Origin of the sequence: Lentzea cavernae (assembly GCF_014653695.1) — a bacterium.
Lineage (GTDB): Bacteria > Actinomycetota > Actinomycetes > Mycobacteriales > Pseudonocardiaceae > Lentzea > Lentzea cavernae.
The window spans coordinates 1-26,968 of the sequence record NZ_BNAR01000019.1 but is presented as its reverse complement, the minus strand read 5'-3'; the positions used below and the strand labels follow the sequence as shown (position 1 = coordinate 26,968).

The following is a 26,968-nucleotide window of genomic DNA, read 5'->3' as shown; positions in this document are numbered from 1 at the left end:
CCGGTGACAGCGCGCACCACAGACCCGGCACACCCCGACCGTCCTGTTGCCGGACACCAGATCCGTTGCGACGAAGCCTTTCGCGCGCCGGAGTCCGCGCCCGCCAGGAGGTGGGCGCATGACCGCCACCGTTGGCAGCAAGGTCGGCAAGGGCGCGTTGTGGAGCCTGCTCAACAACGTCGTGCTCCGCCTGGGCGTGCTGGTCTCCGGCATCGCGCTCGCCCGCATCCTGTCCCCCGCCGACTACGGCGTGTTCGCCGTCGCGCTCGTCGCGATGACGTTGCTGCAGGCGTTCAACGAACTCGGTGTCAGCCTCGCGCTGGTGCGGTGGGAGAGGGACGTCCGCGAGTTCGCGCCGACGGCGATGACGATCGCGGTGGCCAGCAGCTCGACCCTGTACGCCATCACGTTCTTCGCGGCGCCCGCGTTCTGCGAGGCGATGGGCAGCCCGTCCGCTGTGGGCGTGCTGCGGGTGCTGTGCCTGGCCGTGGTGCTCGACGGCGTCGCGGTCGTCCCCGCCGCCATCCTGAACCGCGAGTTCATGCAGGCGCGCCGGTTCTTCACCGACTTCGCGGCGTTCTCGGTGACCACGTCCATCACGATCACCATGGCGCTCAACGGGTTCGGCCCGATGAGCTTCGCCGTCGGGCAGATCGCGGGCAACGTCGTGTCGGTGACGATCTACCTGATCCTGTGCCCGGTGCGGATCAAACCGGGCTGGGACAGGACGATCGCGCGGGAGCTCGTCGCGTTCGGCCTGCCGCTCGCCGGGGCGAGCCTGCTGGTGTTGTCGGTGACGAACGTCGACAAGATCGCGATCGGCGCGCTCACCGACGAGGTCACGCTCGGCCTGTACCTGATGGCTTTCAACCAGTCGAGCCTGCCGCTGCAGGTGTTCTCCGAGGCGGCGCGGCGCGTGTCGCTCGCCGGGTTCTCCCGGTTGCTCGACGACCGGCAGAAGCTGGAGGACTCGCTGGCGCGGGGGGCGGGGCTGCTGATGGCGGCCACGATCCCGGTGTGCGTGCTGCTCGCCTGCTACGCCGAACCGATGCTCTCGTTCGTGTACGGCGAGAAGTGGACTGGTGCGGCCCAGGCGCTGCAGATCCTGGCGTTGCTGGGGCTGGTGCGGGTCGCGCTGTTCATCGGTTACGACCTGCTCGTCGCGTTCGACTCCAACCGCCAGCTGCTCGGCCTGCAGGCGTTGTGGCTGGGCGCGATGCTGCCGACGCTGCTGCTCGGCACGCACCTCGACGGCATCCGCGGCGCCTCGCTCGCGCTGCTCGCCGTCGCCGTGCTCGTCATGGTGCCGGCGTTCGCGATCGTGTTGCGGCGCAAGGGGCTGCGGCTCGGCTCGACGATGAGGGCCTGTCGCAGGCCCGCGATCGGCGGGGTGCTGATCGCCCTGTCCTCGGTCGTGGTCTTCGAGTTCGTCGAGGGATCGTTCGCCCTGCTCGCCGTCGGCGGGCTCGTGGCACTGGCCGTCTACCTGCCCGTCGTGTACCCGATGCGCGCGATGCTTCCCGGGAGATCCTCATCATGAACCGCAACAAGGTCTCGGCCACCGCGCGCAAGGCGCTGCGGGACGCGTTCGGCCTGTGGCCGTTGCACGAGGCCAAGAACAACGTCGTGCTCGGAAGGCACGTCGGCAAGCTGAGGCGGTTCGAGGACGACGAGGTCCACCGGCTCGGCCCGGCTCGGCCCCAGGCGCTCGTCGCGACCGTCATCCCCACCTACAGGCGTCCCGAACTGCTCGTGGACGCGGTGAACTCGGCGCTCGCGCAGACCGTCACCGACCAGGTGGTCGTCGTGGTGGACGACGGAGCGGGCCTGCCCGCGCTGCCGGACGACCCGCGGCTGCACGCGGTCGGCCTGTCGCGCAACACCGCCGTGCTCGGCCTGGTCCGCAACGTCGGCATCCGGCTGACCGACTCGAAGTACATCGCCTTCCTCGACGACGACAACACGTGGCGCGAGGACCACCTCGAACTGGCGCTGGCCGGCCTCGAGAAGGGCCCGGACGTCGTCTACACGGCCGTGGAACGCCGCCGCGCCGACGGCACCGTCCTCGACGTGCTGACGCGGGAGTTCGACCGCAGGTCGTTCCGGGACGGCACGCCGTACGTCGACGCGAACTCGCTCGTCGTGCGCCGCTCCCCCGACGTGCTCTTCAGCAGGCTGCCGCGCACCAAGGCGACCCTGCCCAAGGAGGACTGGGAGTTCGTGCACCGCCTGGCGAAGCGGCACGCGGTCGAGCACGTGCCGCAGCCCACCGTGCGCTACCTCGTCAACGAGGCCAGCTACTACACCGCCTGGGACTGACGGGTCAGCAGCCGGAACGCCGGTTTCTCGACGAACCGGTACAACAGCCAGGCCAGCAGCAGTGACACCGCGAACATGAGGGCGGCGGGGACGACCGCGGGCATCCCCGTCACGCCCAGTTCCTCGAGCCCTTCGGCGACCGTGCGGATCACGAAGTGGTGCACCAGGTAGAAGGCGAACGACACCTCGCCGAGCCACACCACCGGCCGCGACCGCCACGGTGATCGCGTCCCGTCCACATCGGACACCGCGACCGCCGCGATCAGCAACGTCAGCGGCACCACCGTCACGGCGACGAAACCGAACGTGCCGGGCACGTGCGCGGACCCGAAGTACGCCACCAGCACCAGTGCGGAGGCCGGCAGCGGCCGCAGCCCGATCCACTGCCCGGACATCACGATCCGCGCCACCACCATGCCCAGCGCGAACTCCAGCACGCGCGTCACCGGGAAGACGTACACGAACCAGTACTCGACCTGGGGTGGGAACAGCATCGCCACCACGGGAACCAGGGCCACTCCCGCCGCGAGGGCTCCCGCGAGCCACCAGAGCCTGGTGACGCGCGAGATCCACCGGATCAGCAGCGGGAAGGCCAGGTAGAACGCCGCCTCGCAGGAGAGCGACCACGCCGGGGTGTTCACCGCGAAGTACACGCTCTCCGCGGGAACCCACGCCTGCAACAGCAAAGCGCCCAGCGCCACGGACACGCCCGAGACTTCGTGCGCGCCGAGCACCACGAGTCCGAGCAACGCGACGAACCAGGCGACGACGTGGTTCGGGTAGATCTTCGCGGCCCGGCGGCGCCAGATCGACGTCGCCGCCTGCCCCGGCCGCGCCGACCACGTCAGCACGAACCCGGACAGCACGAAGAAGAAGCTGACGCCGATGGCGCCGGGCCCGAACAACAGGCCCATGGCGCCTTCGGCGGGTCCGCCCCTGAACAACCCCAGAGCGTTGAGGTGGAAGCCGAACACCGCGAGGGCCGCGACGAAGCGCAGCCCTGTCAGCGACGGCAGACGACGGTCAGATGCCCTCACGTTTCCACTGCCTCAGCCGGTACGTCTGCCGCAGCCGGCGAGCGGCCGCGGTGAGCACCAGTGGGCTGAGCGCTCTGCAGGCGCGCACCCCGAGGCGTTGGCGGAGGCGGAGCGTGTGCCACTCGGGCAGCTTGTCGGCGCCGTCGAACGCCTTGCGGGCGAACTCGACGAGCTCCTCGACCGGTTCGGCGTCGACCCGGCCCTTGTCGTAGGCGCGGCCGGCCCGGCGCAGCGCGTCCTTGGCGAGGACCCGCCGCACCCGCTGCTCCATCGGCGCCACGTCGCGCGTGGTGCCGTCGGCCCGGTCCAGCAACGCTTCGTAGGCGGCGAGGCGTTGCTGCAAGTCGCGTACACCTGACCCAGCGTAGTAGTTCACCGACATGTTGTTGCCGTGAACGCGGTAGTACGCCTGATCGACATCGCGGAGGTAGCCGACGTCGGCGTGCAGCGCGAACCGCATCCACATCTCGATGTCGCCGGTGTGCGGCAGTGCCGGGTCGTAGCCGCCGATCTTCTGCTGCAACTTGGTGCGCACCACCACCTCAGGAGAGGTGATGCACCCGTCGCCCAGCTCGAACCGGCGGCGCAACCACTTCTCGCCGTCGTAGACGATCCAGCCCTGCGACTCCGTCCGCGCGTGCGGGTACGGATCGCTGCCGTCCCAGTGCAGCGGGCGGCCGTAGACGAACCCCACCGAAGCGTGCTCGTCCATCAGATCGGCCGCCCGCTTGAGGGCACCGGGGGTGAGGGCGTCGTCCGCGGACAACAACGCGCAGTAGTCCGCGGACGCCCAGTCGAGCAGGCCTTCGTTGTAGGTGGCGATGTGACCCTTGTTGGTCTCGTGCTCCCAGACCGTCACCCGGCTGTCCGCCGCGGCGAGTTCCCTGGCGACGTCGGCACTCCCGTCACGGGAGCAGTCGTCGATCACCAGCACTCGCACGTCCACCCCTGGTTGTTCCAGGACGCTGCGGACCGCGCCGGGCAACACCGAGCCGTACTTGTAGCACGGGATCACCACATCCACCGAAGACACTGCTCTTCACCCTCCCCTAGTTGTCGAACACGGCGTCGACCCAGTAGTTGGTACCGCCGCCGCTGTCGCTCGGCATGACCCCGCCCGAGCCGTACCGGTAGACGCCGTTGGGCGCCGGCGCGGTGTGGGCGGGAGCGGACAACGGGCCACGCGTCTTGCTCTCGTTGAAGTAACCGGTCGTGTAGCCGTAGTAGCCCGCGTTGGAGTGGAACGACACCACGTAGGAGGTGCCCGCGGTCACCGCGACGGGACTGGAGAACGTGAGCGTCTGCCAGCCACTGCCGGTCTCGTTGCTGAACGTGCCGGTGGCGAGCTGCTGGCCCGTGGAGGACCACAGCGTGCCGGTGTGCGTGCCGGTGTCTCCCACCGACTTGTAGAACCGGACACCGGTGATCGAACCGTTGGTCGACGGCGTGATCCTCGTGCCGAGCTCCACCGGCGAGTCGATCGCGGTCACCGCCGGGGCGTCCACAGCGCGGAACAGGGTGCACGGGCAGGCGCCCGCCGCTCCGGTCGTGAACGTCCAGGTGTGCGGTGCCGGCATCGAGTTGCCCTGCAGGTCGGTCGCCGACACCGTGACGGTGTAGGACGTGTTGCCCGCGAGGTCCGCGTTGGGCGCGAAGCTCGCCGCCTTGCCGTCCGGCGTCACGCGCATCGTGCCCGCGACGGTGGCGCCGTTGGTGACCTTGACCGTGAGGCTGACCGACTCGGCGTCGACCGGTTCGTTGAACGTGGCCGTCACACCGTTGCCGGTGGGCACGCCGGTCGCGTTCGCCTGCGGGTCGCGGTTCGTCACGGTCGGCGGCGAGTTGTCCGCGCCGTCGGTCACGACGACCGGGTCGACCCAGTAGTTGGTGTCGTTGTAGGAGTTCGACGGGAATCCGCCGCCGTACTGGAAGACGCCCTGACCACCGGCGGCCGCCGAGGTCGGCGCGGTCACCACGCCACGCCCGGCGCCCTTGTTCGCGAAGTACCCGCCGTCGGCCGCGTAGTGCCCGGTCGGCGTCCGGTACGACACGACGTAGGTCTTGCCGGCCTGGATCTGCACGCCCTGCGCGAACGTCAGCGTCTGCCAGCCGGTCGCCGTCTCGTTGACGAACGTCCCGGTGGCGAGGCGCGTGCCGTTGGCCGCGTAGAGCGAACCGGTGTGCGTGCCCGTGTTGGCGGCCGACTTGTAGTAGCGGACACCGGTGACGACCGCGTTGGAGGAGCTGATGAACTTCATGCCCAGCTCGACGTCACTCGGATCGTTGGTGTCGCTGCTGTTCGGCACCGCCTGCCCGAACACCGTGCAGGGGCAGGGCGCCGGGCCGGCACCGGTCGTGAAGTTCCACGTCCTGGGCTGGGCGAGCGCGTTGCCGTACCCGTCCGTGGCGCTGATCGTCGCCGTGTAGGACGTGTTGGGCAGCAACAGGTTCGTCGGCGTGAACCGCACGACGTTGTCGTTCGTGCTGCTCGTTCCCGGCACCTGGGTCGAGCCCTGGTTGAGGGTGAACGACACGCTCGACGGGTCGACCGGCTCGGAGAAGGTGACCGCCACGTCCTGGTCGGTGTGGGCACCGGTGCCGTTGACCGCCGGGTTGCTCGAGCTCACCGTCGGCGGGTTGTTGTCCGCGCCGTCGGTCGTGACGATCGCGTCGACCCAGTAGTTGCCGCCGTTGAACGTCGAGTCCGGGAAACCGGAGCCGTAGCGGAACACGCCGTTGCCGCCGGAGGTCTCCACCGACGGGGCGGTGACCGGGACGACGCCCGCGCCCTTGCCGTTGAAGTAGCCCGCGGTGAAGGCGTAGTGCCCGGTCGTCGTCGAGTACGACACGATGTAGGTCTGCCCCGCGCGGACGCCCACCGGCTGGGCGAAGTTCAGCGTCTGCCACCCGCTGCCGGACTCACCGGAGAACGTGCCGGTCGCGAGGCGCTGGCCGGTCGAGTTCCACAGCGAACCCGTGTGGGTGCCGGTGTTGGCGGCCGACTTGTAGAACCGCACGCCGGTGACGTTCGCGTTGACGGACGTCTTGATCTTCATGCCGAGCTCGATCGCCGACGTGTCCCCACCGTCCACAGTGGGCGGTGTCTGGTTGCCGAACACCGTGCACGGGCACTGCTGAGCGCCGACGGTGAGGTTCACCGTGACGGTCGACCCGAGGTTGGCGTTGTCGTCGGACGCGCGCACCTTGATGGAGGCGGGGCCGAGGTTCGACGGCGTCCACGGGTAGGTCCACGTGGAGGTGCCGTTGGCGCGGCGCCACGTCGAGCCGCCGTCCAGCGACACCTCGACCGCGCCGACCTTGCCGCCGCCCGCGTCGACCGCGGTGCCGGAGATCGTGTGCTGCGTGCCGGCCGGGACCGTGGAGTTGGCCGCCGGGTTGGTGACGGTCACCACCGGACCGGCCGTGTCCGTGCTGCGCACCGCGATGGTCAGCGGTGAGCGCAGGTTCTGCGGCTGGACGTTCATGTCCGCCAGCACGTTGACCGTCGCCTGCTGCATCGGCTGGCTGGTCGGTGTGGTCGTCGGAGCGCCGTAGGGGTAGAGGTGGTCGCCGTCGAGGCCCCACGACCACTGCACGGTGCCGGCGCCCCACACCAGCGCGCGGCTGGTCTGGTCGCGGTAGAGCACCATCTTGTGGGTGGCCGGGCCGCCGCCGTAGAAATGGCCGTTGTCGAGCAGCAGCTGGCCGTCGTCGACCGTCACGGTCGTCTCGGACAGCGGCACGGCGCCCGGCGGGCGGTAGTTGTTGTCCGGGTCGACGTTCCACTCGTAGCCGAGCGTTCCGGCGGGGAGCGTCGTCGTGGTGGTCGCGGTCGCCAGGGGTGTGTCACGCCAGAAGCGCATCTTCCCGTAGGCCGGCGGCACCTGGATGGCGTCCGCGCGGTAGCCGTTGACCATGAACAGGGTGCCGGTGATCGCGTTCTCCGGCTTGCCCGCGTCGCTGGGAGGCGACAGGCGCGGGTCGCGCCACGTGCCGGTCCACTCGGGGCTCGGGTCGAGCTTCGCCAGCGGGACGGCCTTCGTCTCCTTGTAGCAGACGAGGGTCCGGTACGCGGTGTGCGAGGGGTCGATGCTGTTCTCGAAGCGGGTCTTCCAGAACCACTCGTTGCCCGACATGAACATCATGTTGACGCCGGCCGCGCGGGCCTGCTCGATGCCCGTGCGCTGCGCGGCGTTCACGTACTCGTCGTGACCCGACGAGACGTACACCTTGTGGTTGCGCACCAGCGCGGGGTTGCGGGTGACGTCCACACCGGACAGGTAGGAGACGTTGTAGCCGTTCTTCTCCAGCCAGCGCACCAGCGGGTACTCGGCGTTGAGGAAGTTGGCCGTGCCGCCGTTGCGGTAGGGGCGGTTGTAGCTGACCTTGTAGGCGCGGCCGTCGGACGAGCCGGTGAAACCGCCCTCGTAGAGGTTGAACTCGTTGACGTTCGGGCGGTCGCCGTACTTGTTGTACGCCTGCCACGTCTGGTCGGAGGTCTGCACGACGATGTCCGACGTGGACGAGTCGTTGCGCACGACGAACGGGTACTGGCTCGCGCCGGCTTCCCCGTCCTCGCGCACGAAGTTCGCGACGTAGAAGCCGGGAACCGTGTTCGTCGGCAGGTTCCAGCGCGCCGACACGGCCCAGTTGCCGCAGTCGACGAGGCCGACGTTGCCGTCGTAGGCGCAGAAGGGCTGGCTCTGCGGCAGGGAGACGATCGGGTTCAGCGTCGTGACGCGCCGGGCACCCTCACCGTTCTTGTAGTACCCCAGCCGCAGGATCTCGACCTTGTAGTTGTTGCTCGGGGTCTTGATCTTGAAGTTGAGCTGCTCCCCCGGCTGCACGCTGGTCGCCGTGGCGAATCCCTCGATGTCGCCGTACGGAGACTCGATCCACCACTCGTCCTTCGGGGTGCCGTCCTGCGAGTTCTCGCAGACGATCATGTTGTTCGGTGGATCACAGGGGCCCGCCGTGGCGCTGCCCGAAAGGCCGACGACGAACGTCGCGGCCATCGCGCCCACAAGGACGCCTCCCCAGACCTTCTTGGCTACACGAATCCTGTGCGCCGGTCTGCCCATCACGTGCCTCCATAGGCCCTACGCCGTTTGCTTTACTTTCGGCCATACACCTCGCAACGTTACGAAATTTGGTGTATACCAACGCATCTCACTGTCAGTGCCGTCCGGATCACCGTCGAGCGACGGAAACCGCCCTCCGGCCCGGCCGTCAACTTCCTTGTGTCACAAGCCGTTCACCGTCAGTGCTCCCCCTCGGCCGAGACCGAAGAGGACGGTCAGGTGGCGACCAGCCCGTCACCCGACTTCTGGTAGGCCTTGCCGCACACGCAGGTCAGGTCCTCGGCGAGCCGTTCCCCGCACTCGCAGACCCAGCCGCGGACCTTGGCGGGGTTGCCCGCGACGAACGCGTGGGCGGGCACGTCCTTCGTGATCACCGCGCCGGCGGCCGCGAACGCGTGCTCACCGATCTTGGTTCCACACACGACGGTCGTCCCGGCACCGAGCGTGACGCCGTTCTCCACGCGCGTGGTCAGCAGGGCCTCCGGGCCCTTCTTGATGTGCGCGCGGGGCCTCAGGTCGTTGGTGAAGACGACGTTGGGGCCGAGGAACACGTCGTCGCCGACCGAGACGCCGTCGAAGAGCAGCACGGCGTTCTTGACCGTGACCCGGTCGCCGAGGACGACACCGCCCTCGACGAACGCGTGGTCGCAGATGTTGCAGTCGGCGCCGACGACGGCACCGGGCAGCACGTGGGCCCACGCCCAGATGCGCGTGCCCTCGCCGACCGAGTCGCTTTCGTTGAGCCCCAAAGGATGAACGCTAACCATGGAGCGCCACCGCCTCCTTCAACACAGCGGCGACGCGCGCCTGCTGCTCGTGGGTGATGCCGGGGAACAGCGGCAGGGACAGGATCTCGTCCGCCGCCAGCTCGGCCACCGGGTAGCCCTCGGGCCGGCCGTACTTGGCGAACGCGCCCGTGCGGTGCACCGGCGTCGGGTAGTGGATGCCCGCGCCGACACCGTTCTCGTTGAGGTGCTTCAACACCTCGTCGCGGTGGTGCACGCGCACCACGTACAGGTGCCACACGTGCTCGTTGCCGTCCGCGGTGCCCGGCAGCCGGACCTCGGAGACGTCGGCGAGCAGTTCGGCGTAGGTCTCGGCGGCGAGGGCGCGCTCGGCGTTCCAGCCGCTGAGCTGCTTGAGCTTCGCGCGCAACACGACGGCCTGCAGCGTGTCGAGGCGCGAGTTGAAGCCCAGTTCGGGGTGCGAGTACTTCTTGTCGCTGCCGTGGTTGGCGAGCAGCCGGAGCTTGCGGGCCACGTCCTCGTCGTCGGTGACCACGGCGCCCGCGTCACCGAACGCGCCGAGGTTCTTGCCTGGGTAGAAGCTCGTGGCCGCGGCGATGCCGAACCCGCCCATGGAGGTGCTGTCGTGCGTGGCGCCCTGGCACTGCGCGGCGTCCTCGACGATCTTCACGCCGTGCTGTTCCGCGATCGCGCGAATGGCCTTCATCGGCGCCAGCTGCCCGAACAGGTGCACCGGGACGACGGCCTGGCACCGGGGCGCGACCTTCTCGAACTCACCCGGGTCGAGCAGCAGGTGCGCCGGATCGACGTCGACCGGCACCGGTACCGCGCCCGCGCGCACCACGGCCTCGGCCGTGGCGACGAAGGTGTTGGCGGGCAACGCGACGTGGTCACCGTCGCGGATGCCGGCGGCGCGCAGGGCGAGCTCCAGGGCGTCCGTGCCGTTCGCGACGCCGACGCAGTGCGCGGTGCCGGTGAACGCGGCGAACTCCTCCTCGAACGCCGTGACGTCCGGGCCGCCGATGAACGCGGTCTTCGCCAGCACCCTGGCGAAACCCTCCTCGACCTCAGCGGCGACGCGGTCGCGCTGCAGGCCGAGATCGACCAACGGGATGTTCACAGCAATTGCCCTTTCGTTCGCTTCCTCGTCGTGGGGTTCACACCCTCACCCCCAGTTCTCGCGCGGGCACACCGGCCCAGGTCTCATCAGCCGGAACGTCCTGCAGCACCACGGATCCCATGCCCACCAACGCCCGCGCGCCGATCGTCAGGCCTTCCCGCACCAGCGCCCCCGAGCCGACGTAGGCGGATTCGCCGACGCTCACACCACCGGCCAGCGCGGCACGGCCCGCCAGGGTCACCCCGTCCGCGACGGAGTCGTCGTGGGTGAGCAGCACGTGCGGCATGGCCAGGACGAACCGCCCGACCCGTTGTGGTGCGGTGATCACCGCGCAGGCGAACAGCATCGTGCCCGCCCCCAGCTCCACCCCGGCCGCGACGCTCGCCCGGGGGTGCACGAGGGTGGCGTAGCGCTCGTCGTCGAACCCGAGCCGCTGCGCGATCTTGACCCTGCTGTCCCTTCGCGCGGGGTTCGCCGTGCAGATCAGCACCTGCGCGTCGGGGTGGGAGCGGACGAGCTCGACCGGTCCGAGCACCTCGGCGCCGTCGACCACGGTGCCGTGCTTCTCGGGCGCGTCGTCGAGCAGTCCGAGCACGTCCCACGTCGGGCGCACCTCGTTCACCGCGGCGATCGTCGCCAGTGCCTCACGTGCAAGGCCTCCGGCACCGATGAGCAGCAGCGGAGTCATCGCGATTCACACGCCAGCTCGAGCGCGTCGACGACCTGTTCCTGCTCGGCCGCGGTCAGCTCGTGGAACAGCGGCAGGATCAGCGTCCGGCTCGTCAGGCGCTCGGTCACCGGCAGCGGCGCGTGCGGGTGGCCGGCGTACGCGGGCTCCAGGTGCGACGCCATGATCCCGCGCCGCGCGGACACCCCCTTGGCCGCCAGCCGGTTCAGCACCTCGTTGCGGTCGACCGGGCAGTCCTGGGGCAGCTCCACCCAGAACGACTGGTAGTTCGTGGTGCCGTGGGACGGGTCCGCCACCGCGCGCAGACCGGGGATCCCGGCGAGCAGCTCGTGGTACCGCGCGGCCAGCTCCCGGCGCCGCGCGATGATCGCGTCCAGGCGGCCGAGCTGCACCAGGCCGACCGCCGCCTGGATGTCGGTCATGCGGTAGTTGAACGCCGTCTCGAGGTACTCCTCCAGCACGACACCGCCGCCGGCGTGGCGATCGGCCGCGCTGACGCTCATGCCGTGCTCGCGCAGCCTCCGCGTGCGCACCGCCCACTCGGCGTCGTCCATCGTGAGCATGCCGCCCTCACCGGTGGTGAGCAGCTTGCGCGGGTGGAACGACCACGCGGCCAGCGCCGCGCCCTCGCCCACCGGCGCACCGCGGTAGGTCGACCCGGCCGCGCACGCGGCGTCCTCGACGATCGACAGCCCCATCGAGGCGAAGGACTCGACGTCCGCGGGCACACCGCCCTGGTGCACCAGCACGACGGCGCGGGTCCGGGGCGTGACGACCGCGGCCACCGTCTCGGCGGTCAGGTTGCCCGTCTCCGCGGACACGTCGGCGAACACCGGAGTCCCGCCGCAGTACCGCACGGCGTTGGCCGTGGCGATGAACGACAACGATGGCACGACGACCTCGTCGCCGGGGCCGATGCCGAGCAGGTGCAGCGCGAGGTGCAGGCCGGTGGTGCACGACGACACGGCGACACCGTGCGCGGCGCCGACCCGTGCCGCGAAGGCCTCTTCGAAGCTCCGCACCCGAGGCCCCTGCGCGACCCAGCCGGAGCGCACGGCCTCGGCGGCGGCCTGGGCCTCTTCCTCGCCCATGAGCGGTCGCATCACCGGGATCATCGACGGCCCCCAACGGAACTCTGCGCGGACACGGGAACTCCCCTTTTCGGTGGCACTGCGTGGTGTGGTCGCGCCGAAGACGCTCCACAAGGGACGTCGGGGCACGACCACGGCTCGTTACACGTCTTCAGGTCGTCGAGCAGAACGAAGCCCAACGGGCGCAACGACTTCCGAACGCCCGTTCTGCTCGCACGAGGGTGCGGCGGGGCGCCCAGCCGACCTGGGGGTGTCAGCGGGCGCCGCCGCCGCGGCTTCGGGTGTGGCTCAGGCGGTCTGTGCGGCGTCCCTCTCGGCACGCCACCACGCGACGAGGTCGCGCAGTCCGCCGTCCATCTCGATCTCGGGCTTCCACCCGAGCTCGGTGGCCGCGAGGCTGATGTCGGCGAGCCGGCGCGTCACGCCGTTCACCTTGCGCTCGGGGCCGTGCTCCAGCGGCAGGTCGGAGTCCATCGCGGCGAGCAGCGCGAGGGCGAGCTCCTTGAGCGAGGTCTCCTTCGAGGACGCGATGTTGTACACCGCGTCCGTGACCGGCGCCTTGGCCGCGAGGATGTTGGCGCGTGCGATGTCGTGCACGTGCACGAAGTCCATCGTCTGGGCGCCGTCGCCGAAGATGAGCGGCGACTTGCCGTCGACGATGCGCTCCATCCAGCGGATGAGCACCTCGGTGTACAGGCCGTGGACGTCCATCCGCGGGCCGTACACGTTGAAGTAGCGCAGCGCCACGTAGTCGAGGTCGTACATGGCCTTGAAGCTGCGCAGCATGCCCTCGTTGAACGCCTTCGCGGCGCCGTAGAAGGTGTCGTTGTTGTACGGGTGGTGCCGTTCGTCGGTCGGGAACGACTCCGCGAGGCCGTAGACCGAAGCCGACGACGACGCGATGACCTTCTTCACCCCGGCGGCCGCGGCCGCCTCGATGACCGTGAACGTGCCGTCGACCAAGCACTCGAGCGCGAGACGCGGTTCCTCGGCGCACTGGGTGATGCGGATGGCGGCGAGGTGGAACACGAGGTCCATGCCCTCGGTCAGCTCCCGCACCAGTGCCTTGTCGTTGATGTCGCCCTCGACGATGCGCACGACACCGGACTCCAGGGCGGACGCCAGGTTCTCGCGGCGGCCGCGCACGAAGTTGTCCAGCACGACGACCTCGGCCGCACCGGCCTCGACGAGCTGGTCCACGACCGACGACCCGATGGTTCCAGCGCCGCCCGTCACGAGCGCGCGCTGACCGGTGATCGGCTGGGCCAATTCCTTCTGGGCCGACATCAAGAAACCCTGCCTTCGACTTGTTGTACGGGAACGAAAAGCCCGCCGGAGCGCAGCGACTCCGACGCCGCCTCCAGCACCGCCAGCACGCGCAGCCCCGCACGACCGTCGGTCAGCGGCGCCCGCTTCTCGGTGATGGACGCGGCGAACTCCGCCATCATCGTGCGCAGCGCCTCGCGTTCCACCAGCGCCGGAGCGACCATGTCGCCGGTGCGGTAGGAGATCTTCTGCTGTTCCACGGAACGGTCGACGCCGCGGTCGTAAATGGACAGTCGCTGCGCCGGGTTGTTGTCGTCCCACACGACCGTGCGCTGCGAGCCGCCGATGACCATCGTGCGGATCTTGGTGGGCGACAACCAGTTCACGTGCACGTGGGTGATCGCGCCGTTGGACAGCCGGACCGTGAGGTGGCCGACGCACGCGACGCCCGCGCCGATCGGGTCCGAGCCGTGCGCCGCGACCTCCACCGGGTGGACGTCGTCGGGCAGGATCGCCTCGAAGATCGACAGGTCGTGCGGCGCCAGGTCCCACAGCACGTCCACGTCCGGCTGCACCAGACCGAGGTTGATGCGCACCGAGTCGATGTACTGGATGTCACCGAGCTCGCCGCCGCGGATGATCTGGCGCAGGTGCTGCACCGACGACGTGTACGCGAAGGTGTGGTCCAGCATCAGCGTGAGGCCGCGCTGTTCCGCGGTCTCGACGAGCTTGAGGCCGTCCTCGAAGGTGGCAGCGAGGGGCTTCTCCACGAGGACGTGCTTGCCGGCCTCCAGCGCCGCGAGCGCGACGGGCAGGTGCGTGGCGGCGGGGGTGGCGATGGCGACGGCGTGCACCTCGGGGTCGGCGAGGACCTCGTCGAGCGAACCTGTGGCGCGCACGGTGGAGTACTGACCCAGCACGCGCTGAGCCTTCTCCACGTCGAGGTCGCACAGGTGGCGCAGGTGCAGCGCCGGGGTGGCCTGGGCGTTGCGAACGAGGTTCGGCCCCCAGTACCCGGCGCCGATGACGGCGAGTCCGATCACGTCTTGGTTCCCCATCAGTAAGCCCCCTGTCCGCCGAAGACGGCGCGGAAGGTCTTCCACATGATCACGAGGTCGAGGGCGAGCGACCAGTCCTCCACGTAGCGCAGGTCGAGGCGGACCGACTCCTCCCACGAGAGGTCGCTGCGTCCGCTCACCTGCCAGAGGCCGGTGAGGCCCGGTTTCACCAGCAGGCGGCGCCGCACGTCCGAGGAGTACTTCGCGGTCTCCTCCGGCAGCGGCGGGCGCGGGCCGACGAGCGACATGCTGCCCGAGATGACGTTGAACAGCTGCGGTAGCTCGTCGATCGAGTAGCGGCGCAGGAACGTGCCGACCTTGGTGATGCGCGGGTCCTTCTTCATCTTGAACAGCACGCCGTTGCCCTCGTCGACCGCGGCGAGCCTGGTGCGCAACGCGTCGGCGTTGGTCACCATCGTGCGGAACTTGATGATCGTGAACGGCACGCCGGTCTTGCCGACCCGCTTCTGGCGGTAGAAGACGGGACCACGGCTGTCGATCATCACGAACGCCGCGACGGCGAACATGAGCGGTGCCAACGCGATCAGGAGGGCGAACGCTCCGACGCGGTCGACGACCTCCTTGACCAGACGGCGGAACCCGCTCAGTGCCGGTTCGCTCACGCGCAGCAGCGGCATGCCGAGCACGGCGCTCATGTGCAGTCGCGGGCCGGCGACGTCCATGAGACCGGGCGACACGACCATTTCGGCACCGGAGCCCTCGAGCGCCCACGCGAGCTGCTGGAGACGGCGAGGTGTCCAGTAGGCGTCGGGTGTGACGGCGACGATGCGGTACCCACCGCGGCGGACGTGCTCGGCGAGCTCGCGCAGCTGGCCGACGACGGGCACGCCGTCGACATCCGTGCCGGCGCGGCCGCGGCCGTCGATCGTGCAGATCGCGTCCACGCGCCAGCCCAGGTGGGCGACGCGCTTGGTGCGGTGGATGAGGTCCTCGACGGTGTCCAGGTTGCCGGCGGCGAGGACCGAGAGCAGGTAGCGCCCTTCTTTGCGGCCGCGGTGCAGCGGGCGGCGCAGGAGGTAGCGCATGGGGAACGCGAACAGGGCGATCGCGGGTACTACGACGAAGATCCACAGGCGGGCGCCGGGGATGTCGACGGCGAGCGCTCCGAGGCCGAGCGCCACGACGGCACCGAACAAACCCCGGCCGAGTCTTCGGAACTCCTCGGCTCCCTGGCCGAGCACCGCCGGCTGCCACACGCGGTTGATCGCGAGCGAGCCGACGACTAGGACTACTGTGAGTATGTCCAGCAATGCAAGGGAAAGCGGCCCGAAGGCGGTGTGCCGCATGCTCATGACGGCACCGACGGCGACGACGACCAGGGCAATGGTCAGCACGTCGGCGGTGATCACGGCATAGCGGTAGCGGCTTTCCCAACGCGCTACGGGTGGGTGGGTCTGTCTGCGTTCCGACAGCGTATTGAGCGTGGAGCGCAGCCCGTCAACGTCACGGGCAGCGCGGACCTGCTCACTCATCGTTCTGATCTCCCCGGCTCAGCGGCGATTTCGGACGTGCACGTACACGCAGGTCACCCCGAGGACCTTGATTCTCAGATCTGGCGCGCGCTTCGGTCGTGCCACATTCGGGCTCGGCAGCCGAAGCTCGCAACCGGTGATTCGCACGTTCCGGCATCGGCGTTACAGACCCTGGAAAAAAGTTTCCCCGGTGACCGAATACCGGACGTGACGCGCGTCTCACCACCTGGAAACCGTGGCGAGGCAAGACGATTCCTCATGTCCAAAAGGGACATAGGCGTGTCGTATGCCGCGAGGTAATGGCTCAGAACAGGTCTTCAGGCCCTAGTCTGATCGTCTGCGATTGTGCATGTACTTACCGCTGAACGGAGTAACGAGCTACGGCCGCACGGAAATGCGCACTTCGTCACTGTTGACGACCACTACGTCACCGTGCCGCAGCTGCGCACCGCGTCGCAGCTCCACAGCGCCGTTGACGTGGACTTCTCCGTCCTCGATGAGCTCCTTGGCGTGCCCACCGTCCTCGGCCAGCTGCGCCAGCTTGAGGAACTGCCCTAGCCTGATCGGCTCTTCGGAGATCTCGACCGTCCGCATGAGTCACATCATCCCAGTAGGGCGCTCCCCACCGCTCGCTCGGGGGCGCACACCAGCGCGTTCGAGTGAAGCCGTTGACACGCTTGAAGTATGAAAACTTCGTGGGGGTACACCGCCTGGTTGGCGGTGTCGGGATTCGCCTGCGTCGCGATAACGATCTTCGCGGCGAGCGCGTACGTGACCCTGGACATGAGCCAGTCGAGGCCGCCGCTGCACGGAGCGGTGCATTACGGCCTTCTCGTCGCGCACATATTCACCGGAACGGTTGCGGTCCTGGCGGGTGTCTCGCAGTTCTGGCCGGGCCTGAGAGCCCGCCATCCGCGCGTGCACCGGGTGACGGGGCGCGTCTACTTCGCGGCGGTGCTGCCGTCGTCCGTGCTCGGCGTGGTGTGCGCACAGCTGTCGCTGGCCGGCCTGGCGTCGTCGGCGCCCCTGACGGTCCTGTCGGTGCTGTGGTTCGTCAGTGCTGTTTACGGCCTGAAAACAGCGAGGCGGCGCCAGTTCGGCGAACACCGCATCTGGATGATCCGCGGTTTCGCACTCACCGGCGCCGCCATCACGGGTCGCCTTTGGGGCCTCGCACTCGGCGCAGTGATGCCCGACGGGGACGGGCTGCTGATCTTCGCCACCGCGAACTGGCTGTCCTTGGTGGTGAACCTGCTGGTGGCCGAGTGGTGGATCCAGTCTCGGGGTTACACCCGGACCTTGCCCTCCGTGGCGCTGAGGCCCAGCATCTCGAGCAAGTCGGCGCAGTCGAGCGCGTCCGTGGCGTGACAGGCCACGGTGCGTGCCGCCTTGCTGTTCTGAATCGTGCTGTGCTCCTTTTCCAGAGCCTTGGCCTCGGCGAAGGTGCCGGTTTCGGGCTCGGCGATCGCGGGACGCGCCCAAGTCATGTCGTGCCTGCTTCCGCATCGGGGGATGTGGTCATCATGACAAGTGGGTGACCGAAACACCAGAACTTGTGCTTACCGTAATCGATCACCCACACAGCGTGTAACTGTGGGAGCGCTTTCTTCCTACGCACTGCAAACGATTTTCGGCACTTTTCGACTTACCTGCCGTACCTGAGCACGGACTCCACTTCGGTCACGAATGCGACCAGCCGTTCGTCGTCCACGTCGTCCGGCGTGGGACCGTCCACCGCGAGCCGTTGCAGCGCAACGGAAGTGGTGGCGCTCTCCCGCGCCAGGCGGCGGAAGCCGAAAGTCGCCTCGTACAACGACATCGCGGTGCCCAGTGCGGCCAGAGTCGTTGCGGCGAAACCCCACAGGGCCCTGCGCGGTCCGTCGGCCATCCCCACGGCGGCCGCGGCGGCCGCGGCGATGAAGAAGGCCGCGGCCAGTGCGACGGTCCACGTGCGGGCGCGCGAGAAGCGCTTGCGGGACCGCTCGAAGTGGTCGAGGCGGTCCTGGAAGCGGTGGCGCAGATAGGCTTCCACGAACTGGGCCTGGCGTTGCTTGTCGCTCATGTCCTCACCACCTCGTGCTTGCGGTTGCTGACGGCGGCTTCCAGATCCGCCACCTTGTCCTGGCGCTCTTCCTCCGTGGCCGGCGCGACGGAGGCGAGGTGCGCGAAGTACAACGCCCGCAGGCGTTCCGCGCGCGAGCGGGCGGTGAGGTACTTGTCGAGCGACTCGCGCTTGCGCGCCACGATCGTGATGGCCGCGGCGAACGCACCGCCCGCCACGACGAGCACTCCGGGCCACGGCGTGTCCTTGAGCCACGTCTGCAGTGCCGCGAACACCGTCGTCGTCAGGCCGCCCACGATCGCGAGCACGGCCATGAGCCGGTAGCGGTTCTGCTCGACCTCGGCCTCCGCGTCGAGCTCCTGGAACGCCGGTGCGACGACCTGGTTCGCGTCGTGGATGGCGTCGGCGAGCAACGGGTACGCCACGACGAAGCCGGGGTCCACGAGCGGACGCGCCTCCGGTGCGCGGTACCGCACCTTGGGCAGGATCCGCGGCGGCTTGACGGGCTTCTCCTTGCCCAGCAACCGGTCCAGCGCGGTGACGGCCTTGCCGGCACCCTCGTCGACGTGGACGATGAAGATCTTGCCGCTGCGCACGAGCACCGCGAGGTCACCGGTGAGGTCCCCCGTCGCGATGCGGTCCGCGAGACCGCCGGTGCCCGCGAGCACCAGCAACGGGTTGTCGCCGCTGAGGTGGTCGACGACCTCCTTCTCGTTCTCGCCTCCGACGACGAGGGCGATGACCGGCTTCTTGTTGCGCACGGCCTCGATCGTGCGGAACAGCACCGGTGTCGCGTCCGTCCACTCCGAACCGGGCACGACGACGGCGATGCTGTGGTTGGGTTCCAGCGCCACCTGACCGTTGGTCGAGGCCTCGGTGAGGTCGTGCACCTTGCTGCTCGGCGCGACGCCGATCACGACGGGCCAGCGCTGCTCGCACGCCTGCAAAGCCATGCCCAGCAAGTGGACAACGCCTCGGTCGGTGCCTTCGGTGACGAACACGGCGCCGTGGCGCGCCGCGGTCACGACGACGGATCTGAGCACCGGCAACAACTTCGCGGCGAGATCCGTCTCGATGTCTTGTGTGGAGCCGAAGACCGAGATCACCGTGCGTCCCCGGGGCAAGCCGAGGGCCTTGGGTTTGATGTCGGCGTCCGGCTGGGACAGCCGTTTGACTGTCGGGCCGCCTGCTGTGGGCATGCCGCGCACCATAACGCCGTGATCGATCGGAGGCCAGGGCCGTTCAGACCCGTCTCAGGCCGCCCACACGCTCCTGGCCAGCTCTTCCAGGTCGCTCAGGTCGTCCATCACGATCTGGGCTCCCGCCCGGTGCAGGTCGTGGCGCGAACTGCGCCCCGTGGCCACCGCGACGAGCCGCACACCCGACTTGGTCGCCGCGTACACGTCGTGCGGGGTGTCACCGATGAGCACGACCTCGTCCCGCGCGAACGGGCGGATGTGCCGCGCGCGTTCACGGGCGAACGCGACCAGTTCGGCCCGGTCGGCGTGGTCGTCGCCGAACGCGCTGACGTCCCAGTCGACGAGGTGCGCGAGGCCGAACTCCTCCAGCTTGACCAGCGCGACGCTCCTGAGGTTCGCGGTCAGCACGCCCTGGTGCACGCGCGGGTCGTCCGCGAAGTGCTCGAGCGCCCGCAGCGCGCCGGGCAGCACCTCGCCGTGGCCGGGCAGCTCGGCCCGCCTCGTCTCGAAGGAGTCCGCCAGCGCGTCGGCCAGCTGCCGCGACGCCTCCCGCGTGTGCTCGATGCCGTGCTGCCTCAGGGTCTCCTCGATGATGTCCAGCTCGGTGCGCCCGCCGAGGTCCACGGGCCCCTGCAACTCCCTGCCGAACGCCGTCTGGAACGCGTGGCGGTACATCAGCCCGCCGAAGCCGCGCGCCGAGATCAGCGTGCCGTCGATGTCCCACAGCACCAGCAGTTCAGGCCCGGTCACCGGACCACCACCCCTCGCCCCGTAAAATGCCTGCTCATGACCTCGATCGACCCCGCAGAGCTGGAAGTCTGCCTGCGCGTGCTTGCCCAGGTCGAGGACCTGCCGGCGGAACACGACGACGCCGTGCGCGTCCGCCGGGCCACCGCGAAGATCTTCAAGGCCGCGAAGAAGTTCCGCAAAACCGAGCGCAAGGCCGCCATCACGGCCAACGACCGCGCCGTCACCGCCCTGACGGCCACCGGGTCGCCGGACCGCATCGACGACGAGACCCAGGGCCTGCCCCTCGTGTCGAACGCCCAGGGCGCCACCGCGGGCACGCTGCTGCGCGCGCGTTCCTGCTACACGTGCCGCAAGAGGTTCGTCGAGGTGGACGCCTTCTACCACAACCTCTGCCCGGAGTGCGCCGCGTTCAACCACGGCAAGCGCGACGCCCGCACGGACCTGGCCGGTCGCAACGCGCTGCTGACCGGCGGCCGCGCGAAGATCGGCATGTACATCGCGCTGCGCCTGCTGCGTGACGGCGCTCACACCACGATCACCACCCGGTTCCCCAAGGACGCGGCCCGCCGGTTCGCCTCGATGCCCGACGCCGAGGACTGGATCGACCGGCTCAAGATCGTCGGCATCGACCTGCGCGACCCGTCCCAGGTGCTCGCGCTGGCCGACGAGGTGGCGTCCCGCGGCCCGCTGGACGTGCTCATCAACAACGCCGCCCAGACCGTGCGCCGCTCCGCCGGCGCCTACACGCCACTGGCCCACGCCGAGCACGAGGAGCTGACGGGAGACGCCCGCCGCCCCGAGCTGATCTCGTTCGGCGGTCACGGCCAGCTCGCCCTGCCCGGCACCGCCGTGCCCGAGGCGCACTCGGTGACGACGCTGGCGCTGATGGCGGGCTCCAAGGACATCGACGCGGGCGGCCTCGTGCCGGACACCGCGGCGACGAACTCCTGGATCCAGAACGTCGACGAGGTCGACCCGGTCGAGCTGCTGGAGGTGCAGCTGTGCAACTCCACGGCGCCGTTCCTGCTGATCTCCCGCCTGCGCGCCTCGATGGCCAAGTCGTCGTACCGCCGCAAGTACGTGGTGAACGTGTCGGCGATGGAGGGCCAGTTCTCCCGCGCCTACAAGGGTTCCGGGCACCCGCACACGAACATGGCCAAGGCCGCGCTGAACATGTTGACGCGCACCAGCGCCGAGGAGATGCTGCAGGCCGACGGCATCCTGATGACCGCAGTCGACACGGGCTGGATCACCGACGAGCGCCCGCACCCTCTCAAGCTGCGACTGGCCGACGAGGGCTTCCACGCCCCGCTGGACCTGGTCGACGGCGCGGCGCGGGTGTACGACCCGATCGTGCGCGGTGAGGCCGGCGAGGACCTGTACGGCTGCTTCCTGAAGGACTACGCGCCCTCCCCCTGGTAGCCCTTCTGAGTGACTTTCGTCGGAAACACGCGTCCGGGACACCTGTCGGACGCGTCCGAACGAGGCCTCTCACCAGTTCATATGCTTAGTTGAACACCTGTTCGAGTACTCATTTGTCATGAGGACAGTGTGGCGGGGAGCACTTCGGTTCGGGATGGCGACGATGACGGTGCGGCTGGTCTCGGCGGCCACCGAGCACCGCAGCAAGGTGCACCTCGTGCACCGCGAGGACAGCGGCCGCGTGCGCCACCAACAGGTGTGCGGTGAGTGCTCGTTGAGACTCACACCGGAGGACATCGGCCGGGGCTACGAACTCGACGACGGCCGGATCGTGCAGATAGATCCGGGCGACCTGCCGGCGCCGGAGGACGGCGTGATCGACGTGCAGCAGTTCGCGCCGCAGGTCGACGTGGACCCGGTCGCGTTGCACCGCAGCTACTACCTCGAACCGGACGACCTCGCCGTGCGCTCGTACGTGCTGCTGCGCGAGACCCTGGAGCGCACGAAGGCGGCGGCGATCGTCAAGTTCGCCTTGCGCGGCAAGGAGACCCTGGCCGCGATCCGGCCGCAGCAGGGGGTTCTGGTGCTGCACACGCTGTTGTGGCCCGACGAGGTCCGGGATCCGCACTTCGCGTTCCTGCACCGGGACACCGAGGTGCGCACCGGTGAACTGGCTGCCGCGGCGGCGCTGGTGCGGGCGCAGACACGTCCGTTCCGTGCGCACGACTACCCGAACACGCATCACGAGGCCCTGCTGCACCTGGTGGAGGCGAACGTCTGAGCCACTGCGGCAGGTGGAGCGCGGCCCGCGTATCGGGGATGAACGCGGGCCGCGCGCCCGTTTTCGCGCTGAGACTTCGGCGCTATCGCGTTGTTCGCAGTGCGGACGAGGCCCGATGCGGGTCGCGGTGCTCTGCAGCGTGTTCCTGGCGTGGCACGGCGCCGCCCTCGTGCCCGCTGGCAGCGCAGGTCGCCGCGTTTTCGTCGGTGCTGCTGACTAGCATCACTGCCCATGCTCGTCAGCCCGCCCGATCTCGTCGACCTGCTCGAATGTGAGCACCGCAGCCACCTCGCGCGGGACGAGCGGCGAGGCGACCCGTCCGACCTGCACCGCGAGGCCACCCGCACGGCCGAGGAGATGCGGTCCGGCGCGGACCTCGTCGCGGACGCCGTGTTCTTCGACGGCGTCTTCTTCTGCTCGGCCCAGACGCTCGTGCGCACGGCTGACGGTTACGAGCCGTGCGACGAGGCCGCCGACGCCACGCCGTTGGCCGTGTTGTCGCTGGTCGCGGCTGCTCGGGCGGTGGGTTCGGAGCGCGCGCACCTAATCGTCGACGGGCGCCGCACCTCGTTCCGCGTCGCCGACTTCACTCCCCTGCTGGACCGGCTGCTGACGCGGCTCGCGAAGCCCGGACCTGCGCCGACGCGGTCGTGGGGTGATGTGCGAGCGGCGTGCAACGGGTGCCGGTTCGCCCGTCACTGCGCTTCTGGCCGGGAGGAGGCGCGGGACCTTTCGCTGGTGGCCGGGTTGCGGACCGACCAGCGGCGGAAGCTGGTTTTGGTCGGCATTGACACGATCGACGCGCTTGCGGAGACCGAGGAGCGGCCCGCGACGCTGTCGCCCGCCTCGTTCGCCGCGCTGACCGCCCAGGCCCGGCTCCAGGTGCGGCAGGAGCGCACCGGTGAGATCACCTACGAGGTCGTGGCGCCCGAGGCGCTGGCGAACCTGCCCGAGCCCGCCGAGGACGACGTGTTCCTGGAGGTCGACGGCGACACGTTCCGCACTCCGGGGTGGGAGGGCACGTTCGCGGAGTTCGTGGAGCGCACGCCGGCCGGCACGGTCTACCACTTCGCGCCGCACGACCTCGCCGGGCGGGCCGCGCGGACGGCGACGCTGGAGTCCGAAGTGGACGAGCTCGTGCGGCGTTGCGTCGACCTCGGGGCGTTGACGCGCCGGGTGTTGCGGGTGTCCACACGGGAGTACACGCTGCCGGCGTTGAAGCCGCTGCTGGACGACGAGGTTCCGACCCGTGGTCTGCGGGACCTGTTGCAGGGCATCAAGGTCGAGCGCGAGATCGAGACCGCGGCGCCGCAGGAGCGCGACGAGGCGGCGCTGGAGAAGGCAGCTGAACGGGCGCGCCGGATGGCGGCGCTGACCGAGCCGTTGGTCGCACAGGGGCACGACCTGTTCGCGGCGACCGTCGGGTACCACCGGCGCGAGGCGAGTCCGGCGTGGGGTGACTACTTCCGGCAGGCCCTCGCGCCGATCTCCGACCTGGAGACGGATTCGAACTGCGCGGTGCCGATCACGCTCAGGGCCGACGACTGGGTGCCGCCGGCCGGCCGGGTCCGCACGCACAAACGGCAGGTGCACGCGCGGGTCGACCCCGAGCGCCCGCACCCGTTCGGCAAGGACGAGCAGGTCCGGTTGCTGTACCCCGGCAACGTCACGCGCAACGCCGTGGTGTCGGACGACAACCCGTACGAGCTGGTGCTGACCGAGAGCAACGCGGTCGAGCACGGCGAGATGCCGATCGCGGTGCTGCCGGGGAGCCCGGTGCCCGCGTCGCCGAAGGACGAGGCCGTCGCGGAACTGGCCGAGCAGGCCGTCGGGCTGTTGCCGCTGCTCCCCCGCAACCCCGGCATCGACCTGCTGCTGCGCACGCCGCCCGCGCAACCGCTGCCGCAGCACGACGACGTGGTGCAGGCCGTGATCAAGGCCGTCGACCAGCTCGACGGCGGCACGCTGGCGGTGCAGGGCCCGCCCGGCGCCGGCAAGACCTACCTCGCGACCAAGCTCGTGCGGCACCTGATCGACCAGGGCAAGACCGTCGCGGTCACCTCGACCTCGCACAAGGCCGTCGAGAACGTGCTGTCGAGCGTCGACCCGGACATCCCGATGGCCAAGCGTCCCAAGGGAAAGCCCGAGGAGGGCCTGCCGTGGGACCAGCCGAAGACCAACGGCGCGCTGGCGCAGTGGCGTGAGGAGCACCCGCAGGGCCACCTGGTCGGCGGCACGGCCTGGACGTTCTCCAACGCCGTGATCAAGGCGCAGCCGTTCGACGTGATGATCATCGACGAGGCCGGTCAGTTCGCGCTCGCCGACGCGGTGGCGGTGGGGACGGCGGCCCGCAACCTGGTGCTGCTGGGCGACCCGCAGCAGCTGCCGCAGGTGGTGCAGGGCGTGCACCCGCCCGGCTCGGACGCCTCCGCGCTGGGCCACCTGCTGGGTGACGCGGACGTGATCCCGCCGCACCTGGGCTACTTCCTGGCGGAGACGCGGCGAATGCACCCCGCGGTGTGCCGTCCCGTGTCGGAGCTCTCCTACGCCGGACTGCTCCATTCGCACGAGACGGCCGCGCACCGGTCGATCTCGGGCATCGAACCCGGGATCTACCTGCGCGAGGTCGACCACCGGCACAACATCACGTCGTCCGTCGAGGAGGCCGACGCCGTGGTCGACACCGTGCGCGCGATCGTCGGTCGCACTTGGACGGACAACGGCAAAACGCGCGAACTGACCGATGCGGACGTTCTCGTCGTGGCGCCGTACAACCTGCAGGTGCGGGTGATCCGGCGAAGGCTCGCCGATGCGGGGTTCACCGAAACTCGGGTGGGCACCGTGGACCGCTTCCAGGGCCAGGAGGCACCCGCCGTCATCATGTCCATGACGTCGTCGTCCACGGTGGACCTGCCGCGTGGCCTGGACTTTCTTTTGTCACGCAACAGATTGAACGTGGCGTTGTCGCGTGCCCAGACGCTCGCCGTGATGATCTGCTCGCCGAGGCTCCTGGACGCTGACGTGCGCGGTGTGGAGCAGATGAGGTTGGTCGCCGGCACGATCGGGCTAACAGAAAACATGCTGATCTACCCGTGGTGACACCGTAGCGTTGCCATATGGTGACCTTCTGAGTGCTCTGAGTTGTTAGCGTGACGCGGTTCACCCGGTCGGGTGATTTGGATAGTCAATGTGTGCTCGATCCGCCACGCATCAACGCAGAGCAGGAGTTTCCATGGCAAGCAGAGTTCTCGGCGCGCTTGCGGTGACTGCCACCGCGGCCCTCGCTTCGCTGGCACTGGCTACCCCGGCCAGCGCACACACCCCGGTGTCGTCAGCGGAGTGCGTCAAGGACAAGGCTGTGCTGAAGGTCAAGCTGACCCAGTACGCGGGCGGCAACAAGAACACCGTGCTGATCAAGGACGGCGACACGGTCCTGGCCGACGAGAAGTTCGGCCAGAACTGGGGCGAGAAGAAGTTCGAGGCCGATGGCACCGTCGCACACACGTTCACCATCAAGGTGACCGCGTCCGACGGCGAGAAGTACAACTACAACGAAACGCTCAAGACGCCGGCGTGCGTGAAGCAGACGCCGCCGCCGACCAAGCCGACCAAGCCGTCGGAGACGAAGCCCAGCGAGCCGACGTCCTCGGCTCCGGAGGCGCCCTCGTCCTCCGTGGTGCCGCCGTCGACCACCCCCGTCGCTCCCGCGGGCAGCGCTCCGGAACCGCCCCTCGCGGCGACCGGTGCCTCGCCGTTGTGGCTGCTGCTGTCGGGTGTGGGTCTCGTCGGTGCCGGTGCCGGCACCCTGCTGTTCCTGCGCCGCCGCCGCAGCGCGTGAAGTAGCTGAACGGAGAAACGGGGGCGGTCCTTTCGGGGACCGCCCCCGTTTCGCGTTCCAGCGGTCCAGTTTGCTAGAGGCCCAGTTTGCTAGAGGTCCAGTGACGTTGCCGGCTCGTGGCCCTCGCGGATGAACCACTCGGTGCCGAACGCGTGCGCGAACGTGGGTTCGTCCAGCGACAGGAAGAACGACTGCTCGGGGATCTGCGAGGCGTGTGCGCGCATCGCCTTCCGCTTCACCTCCAGGTACTTCGTGACGTCGACGCCGACGTTGATCTCCGACTCCGGTACCGCGCCCTCGGCCAGTTCCGGTGGCTCCTCGATGCCGGAGAGCTTGAACGCCTGGCGGAACTCCGACTCCCGCACCATCGCCTGGTAGACGGCCGGGGTGCCCGCGATCTCTGCGGCGCGCATGCCCACCCGGTGTGTCTGGATGTGGTCGGGGTGGCCGTAGCCGCCGAAGCTGTCGTAGGTCGTGAAGACCTTCGCGTTCTCTTCTACGAGGATGGCGGCTAGTTTTTGGGCCGCCTCTTCTACGTCTGCGGTCCAGAAGGAGCCGGGGTGGTCGTTGAGCTCGTCGCCCATCATTCCGGAGTCGCGGTAGCCCAGGAATTCCACTCGCGAGACGCCGAGGAGGTCGGCGGCGGCGTGGGTTTCGATCACCCGTCGCTGCCAGAGTTCTTCGCCGTCTTCCAGGAAGTCCGGGATTTCGCCGGCCTCGCCGCGCGTTGCGACGACGAGTACGACTCGGTGGCCGTCTTCGAACGCTTTGCGCATCACGCCGCCTGTGACGATGCACTCGTCGTCGGGGTGGGCGTGGAACGTCACCAGTGTGGCCATGGTTTTGACGTTACCCGTGGGGGTGATCTTTCAAGCGTGTGTGGGGTGCGGGTTGGGTGGGTTGGTGGCGGTTCCAGCGGGGTGGTCGCGTTGCTTGGCGGATGGTCGCCTTGTGTTGGTGGTTGCGTTGGGTCGTGACGGACGGGTCGTTTTGTCGCCGCTGCGCGACGACTGCGAT

The 26,968-nt window shown here is 69.2% G+C and carries 22 protein-coding genes; 7 read left to right on the top strand and 15 right to left on the bottom strand.

What is annotated here, in order from left to right:
* Nucleotides 1-118 precede the first annotated feature (118 nt).
* Together IE307_RS39075 and IE307_RS39070 are read left to right on the top strand one after the other, a co-directional pair.
* Nucleotides 119-1,540: a lipopolysaccharide biosynthesis protein gene (locus IE307_RS39075; protein ID WP_191304523.1), complete on the top strand. Its 1,422-nt coding sequence runs from the start codon at nt 119-121 to the stop codon at nt 1,538-1,540.
* Nucleotides 1,537-2,319, top strand: coding sequence for a glycosyltransferase family 2 protein (locus tag IE307_RS39070; protein ID WP_191304522.1), 783 nt, complete (start codon nt 1,537-1,539; stop codon nt 2,317-2,319). Before IE307_RS39075 ends, IE307_RS39070 begins: the two co-directional genes overlap by 4 nt.
* On the opposite strand, the gene IE307_RS39065 is transcribed toward IE307_RS39070, so the two are convergent.
* The 11 genes from IE307_RS39065 to IE307_RS39015 form a co-directional block, all read right to left on the bottom strand.
* Entirely contained in the window at nt 2,301-3,356 is a 1,056-nt protein-coding gene (locus IE307_RS39065) for an acyltransferase family protein (protein ID WP_191304521.1), read from the bottom strand. The genes IE307_RS39070 and IE307_RS39065 overlap by 19 nt on opposite strands.
* Nucleotides 3,343-4,389 carry a glycosyltransferase family 2 protein gene (locus tag IE307_RS39060; RefSeq protein ID WP_191304520.1) on the bottom strand — a complete coding sequence of 349 codons (1,047 nt, stop codon included), beginning with the start codon at nt 4,387-4,389 and terminating at the stop codon, nt 3,343-3,345. Before IE307_RS39060 ends, IE307_RS39065 begins: the two co-directional genes overlap by 14 nt.
* 16 nt (nt 4,390-4,405) lie before the next feature.
* Nucleotides 4,406-8,437, bottom strand: coding sequence for a DUF4082 domain-containing protein (locus tag IE307_RS39055; protein ID WP_191304519.1), 4,032 nt, complete (start codon nt 8,435-8,437; stop codon nt 4,406-4,408).
* Between the two features lie 215 nt (nt 8,438-8,652).
* On the bottom strand, nt 8,653-9,186 hold the full coding sequence (locus IE307_RS39050) for an acyltransferase (protein ID WP_229905508.1): 534 nt from the start codon (nt 9,184-9,186) through the stop codon (nt 8,653-8,655).
* 10 nt (nt 9,187-9,196) lie between these two features.
* The gene (locus IE307_RS39045) at nt 9,197-10,303 is read right to left on the bottom strand and encodes a DegT/DnrJ/EryC1/StrS family aminotransferase (RefSeq protein WP_191304517.1); all 1,107 of its coding nucleotides are present in this window, start codon (nt 10,301-10,303) and stop codon (nt 9,197-9,199) included.
* A gap of 37 nt (nt 10,304-10,340) precedes the next feature.
* On the bottom strand, nt 10,341-10,991 hold the full coding sequence (locus tag IE307_RS39040) for a NeuD/PglB/VioB family sugar acetyltransferase (RefSeq protein WP_191304516.1): 651 nt from the start codon (nt 10,989-10,991) through the stop codon (nt 10,341-10,343).
* The gene (locus IE307_RS39035; RefSeq protein ID WP_191304515.1) at nt 10,988-12,094 is read right to left on the bottom strand and encodes a DegT/DnrJ/EryC1/StrS family aminotransferase; all 1,107 of its coding nucleotides are present in this window, start codon (nt 12,092-12,094) and stop codon (nt 10,988-10,990) included. Before IE307_RS39035 ends, IE307_RS39040 begins: the two co-directional genes overlap by 4 nt.
* Nucleotides 12,095-12,370: 276 nt before the next feature.
* A complete protein-coding gene (locus IE307_RS39030) occupies nt 12,371-13,369 on the bottom strand; it encodes an NAD-dependent epimerase/dehydratase family protein (protein ID WP_191304514.1) in 999 nt (332 codons plus the stop codon).
* Complete coding sequence (locus IE307_RS39025) at nt 13,369-14,406, bottom strand: Gfo/Idh/MocA family protein (RefSeq protein WP_191304513.1); 1,038 nt, start codon at nt 14,404-14,406, stop codon at nt 13,369-13,371. The genes IE307_RS39030 and IE307_RS39025 overlap by 1 nt, the downstream gene beginning before the upstream one ends.
* Entirely contained in the window at nt 14,406-15,899 is a 1,494-nt protein-coding gene (locus IE307_RS39020) for a sugar transferase (RefSeq protein WP_191304512.1), read from the bottom strand. Before IE307_RS39020 ends, IE307_RS39025 begins: the two co-directional genes overlap by 1 nt.
* Nucleotides 15,900-16,277: 378 nt before the next feature.
* Nucleotides 16,278-16,493: an RNA-binding S4 domain-containing protein gene (locus tag IE307_RS39015; protein WP_089926200.1), complete on the bottom strand. Its 216-nt coding sequence runs from the start codon at nt 16,491-16,493 to the stop codon at nt 16,278-16,280.
* A 90-nt stretch (nt 16,494-16,583) separates the two neighbouring features.
* Here IE307_RS39015 and IE307_RS39010 point away from each other — a divergent pair, with 90 nt between their 5' ends.
* On the top strand, nt 16,584-17,267 hold the full coding sequence (locus IE307_RS39010; protein WP_191304511.1) for a DUF2306 domain-containing protein: 684 nt from the start codon (nt 16,584-16,586) through the stop codon (nt 17,265-17,267).
* Between the two features lie 277 nt (nt 17,268-17,544).
* Here the strand turns inward: IE307_RS39010 and IE307_RS39005 are convergent, their stop codons facing one another.
* From IE307_RS39005 to IE307_RS38995, 3 genes are read right to left on the bottom strand one after another with little or no spacing between them, the layout of a single operon-like run.
* Complete coding sequence (locus IE307_RS39005) at nt 17,545-17,961, bottom strand: SLATT domain-containing protein (protein WP_191304510.1); 417 nt, start codon at nt 17,959-17,961, stop codon at nt 17,545-17,547.
* The gene (locus IE307_RS39000; RefSeq protein ID WP_191304509.1) at nt 17,958-19,160 is read right to left on the bottom strand and encodes a DUF4231 domain-containing protein; all 1,203 of its coding nucleotides are present in this window, start codon (nt 19,158-19,160) and stop codon (nt 17,958-17,960) included. Before IE307_RS39000 ends, IE307_RS39005 begins: the two co-directional genes overlap by 4 nt.
* A 54-nt stretch (nt 19,161-19,214) precedes the next feature.
* Entirely contained in the window at nt 19,215-19,910 is a 696-nt protein-coding gene (locus IE307_RS38995) for an HAD family hydrolase (RefSeq protein ID WP_191304508.1), read from the bottom strand.
* Nucleotides 19,911-19,946: 36 nt separating this feature from the next.
* Here IE307_RS38995 and IE307_RS38990 point away from each other — a divergent pair, with 36 nt between their 5' ends.
* The 4 genes from IE307_RS38990 (at nt 19,947) to IE307_RS38975 (ending at nt 25,951) form a co-directional block, all read left to right on the top strand.
* Entirely contained in the window at nt 19,947-21,332 is a 1,386-nt protein-coding gene (locus tag IE307_RS38990; RefSeq protein ID WP_191304507.1) for an SDR family oxidoreductase, read from the top strand.
* A gap of 118 nt (nt 21,333-21,450) precedes the next feature.
* Nucleotides 21,451-22,113, top strand: a complete 663-nt coding sequence (gene ku, locus IE307_RS38985) for a non-homologous end joining protein Ku (RefSeq protein WP_191304506.1) — start codon at nt 21,451-21,453, stop codon at nt 22,111-22,113.
* Between the two features lie 231 nt (nt 22,114-22,344).
* Entirely contained in the window at nt 22,345-25,212 is a 2,868-nt protein-coding gene (locus IE307_RS38980; RefSeq protein WP_191304505.1) for a DEAD/DEAH box helicase, read from the top strand.
* A gap of 133 nt (nt 25,213-25,345) precedes the next feature.
* On the top strand, nt 25,346-25,951 hold the full coding sequence (locus IE307_RS38975; protein WP_191304504.1) for an LPXTG cell wall anchor domain-containing protein: 606 nt from the start codon (nt 25,346-25,348) through the stop codon (nt 25,949-25,951).
* Nucleotides 25,952-26,040: 89 nt separating this feature from the next.
* Here the strand turns inward: IE307_RS38975 and IE307_RS38970 are convergent, their stop codons facing one another.
* Complete coding sequence (locus IE307_RS38970) at nt 26,041-26,790, bottom strand: PIG-L family deacetylase (RefSeq protein ID WP_191304503.1); 750 nt, start codon at nt 26,788-26,790, stop codon at nt 26,041-26,043.
* Nucleotides 26,791-26,968 lie beyond the last annotated feature (178 nt).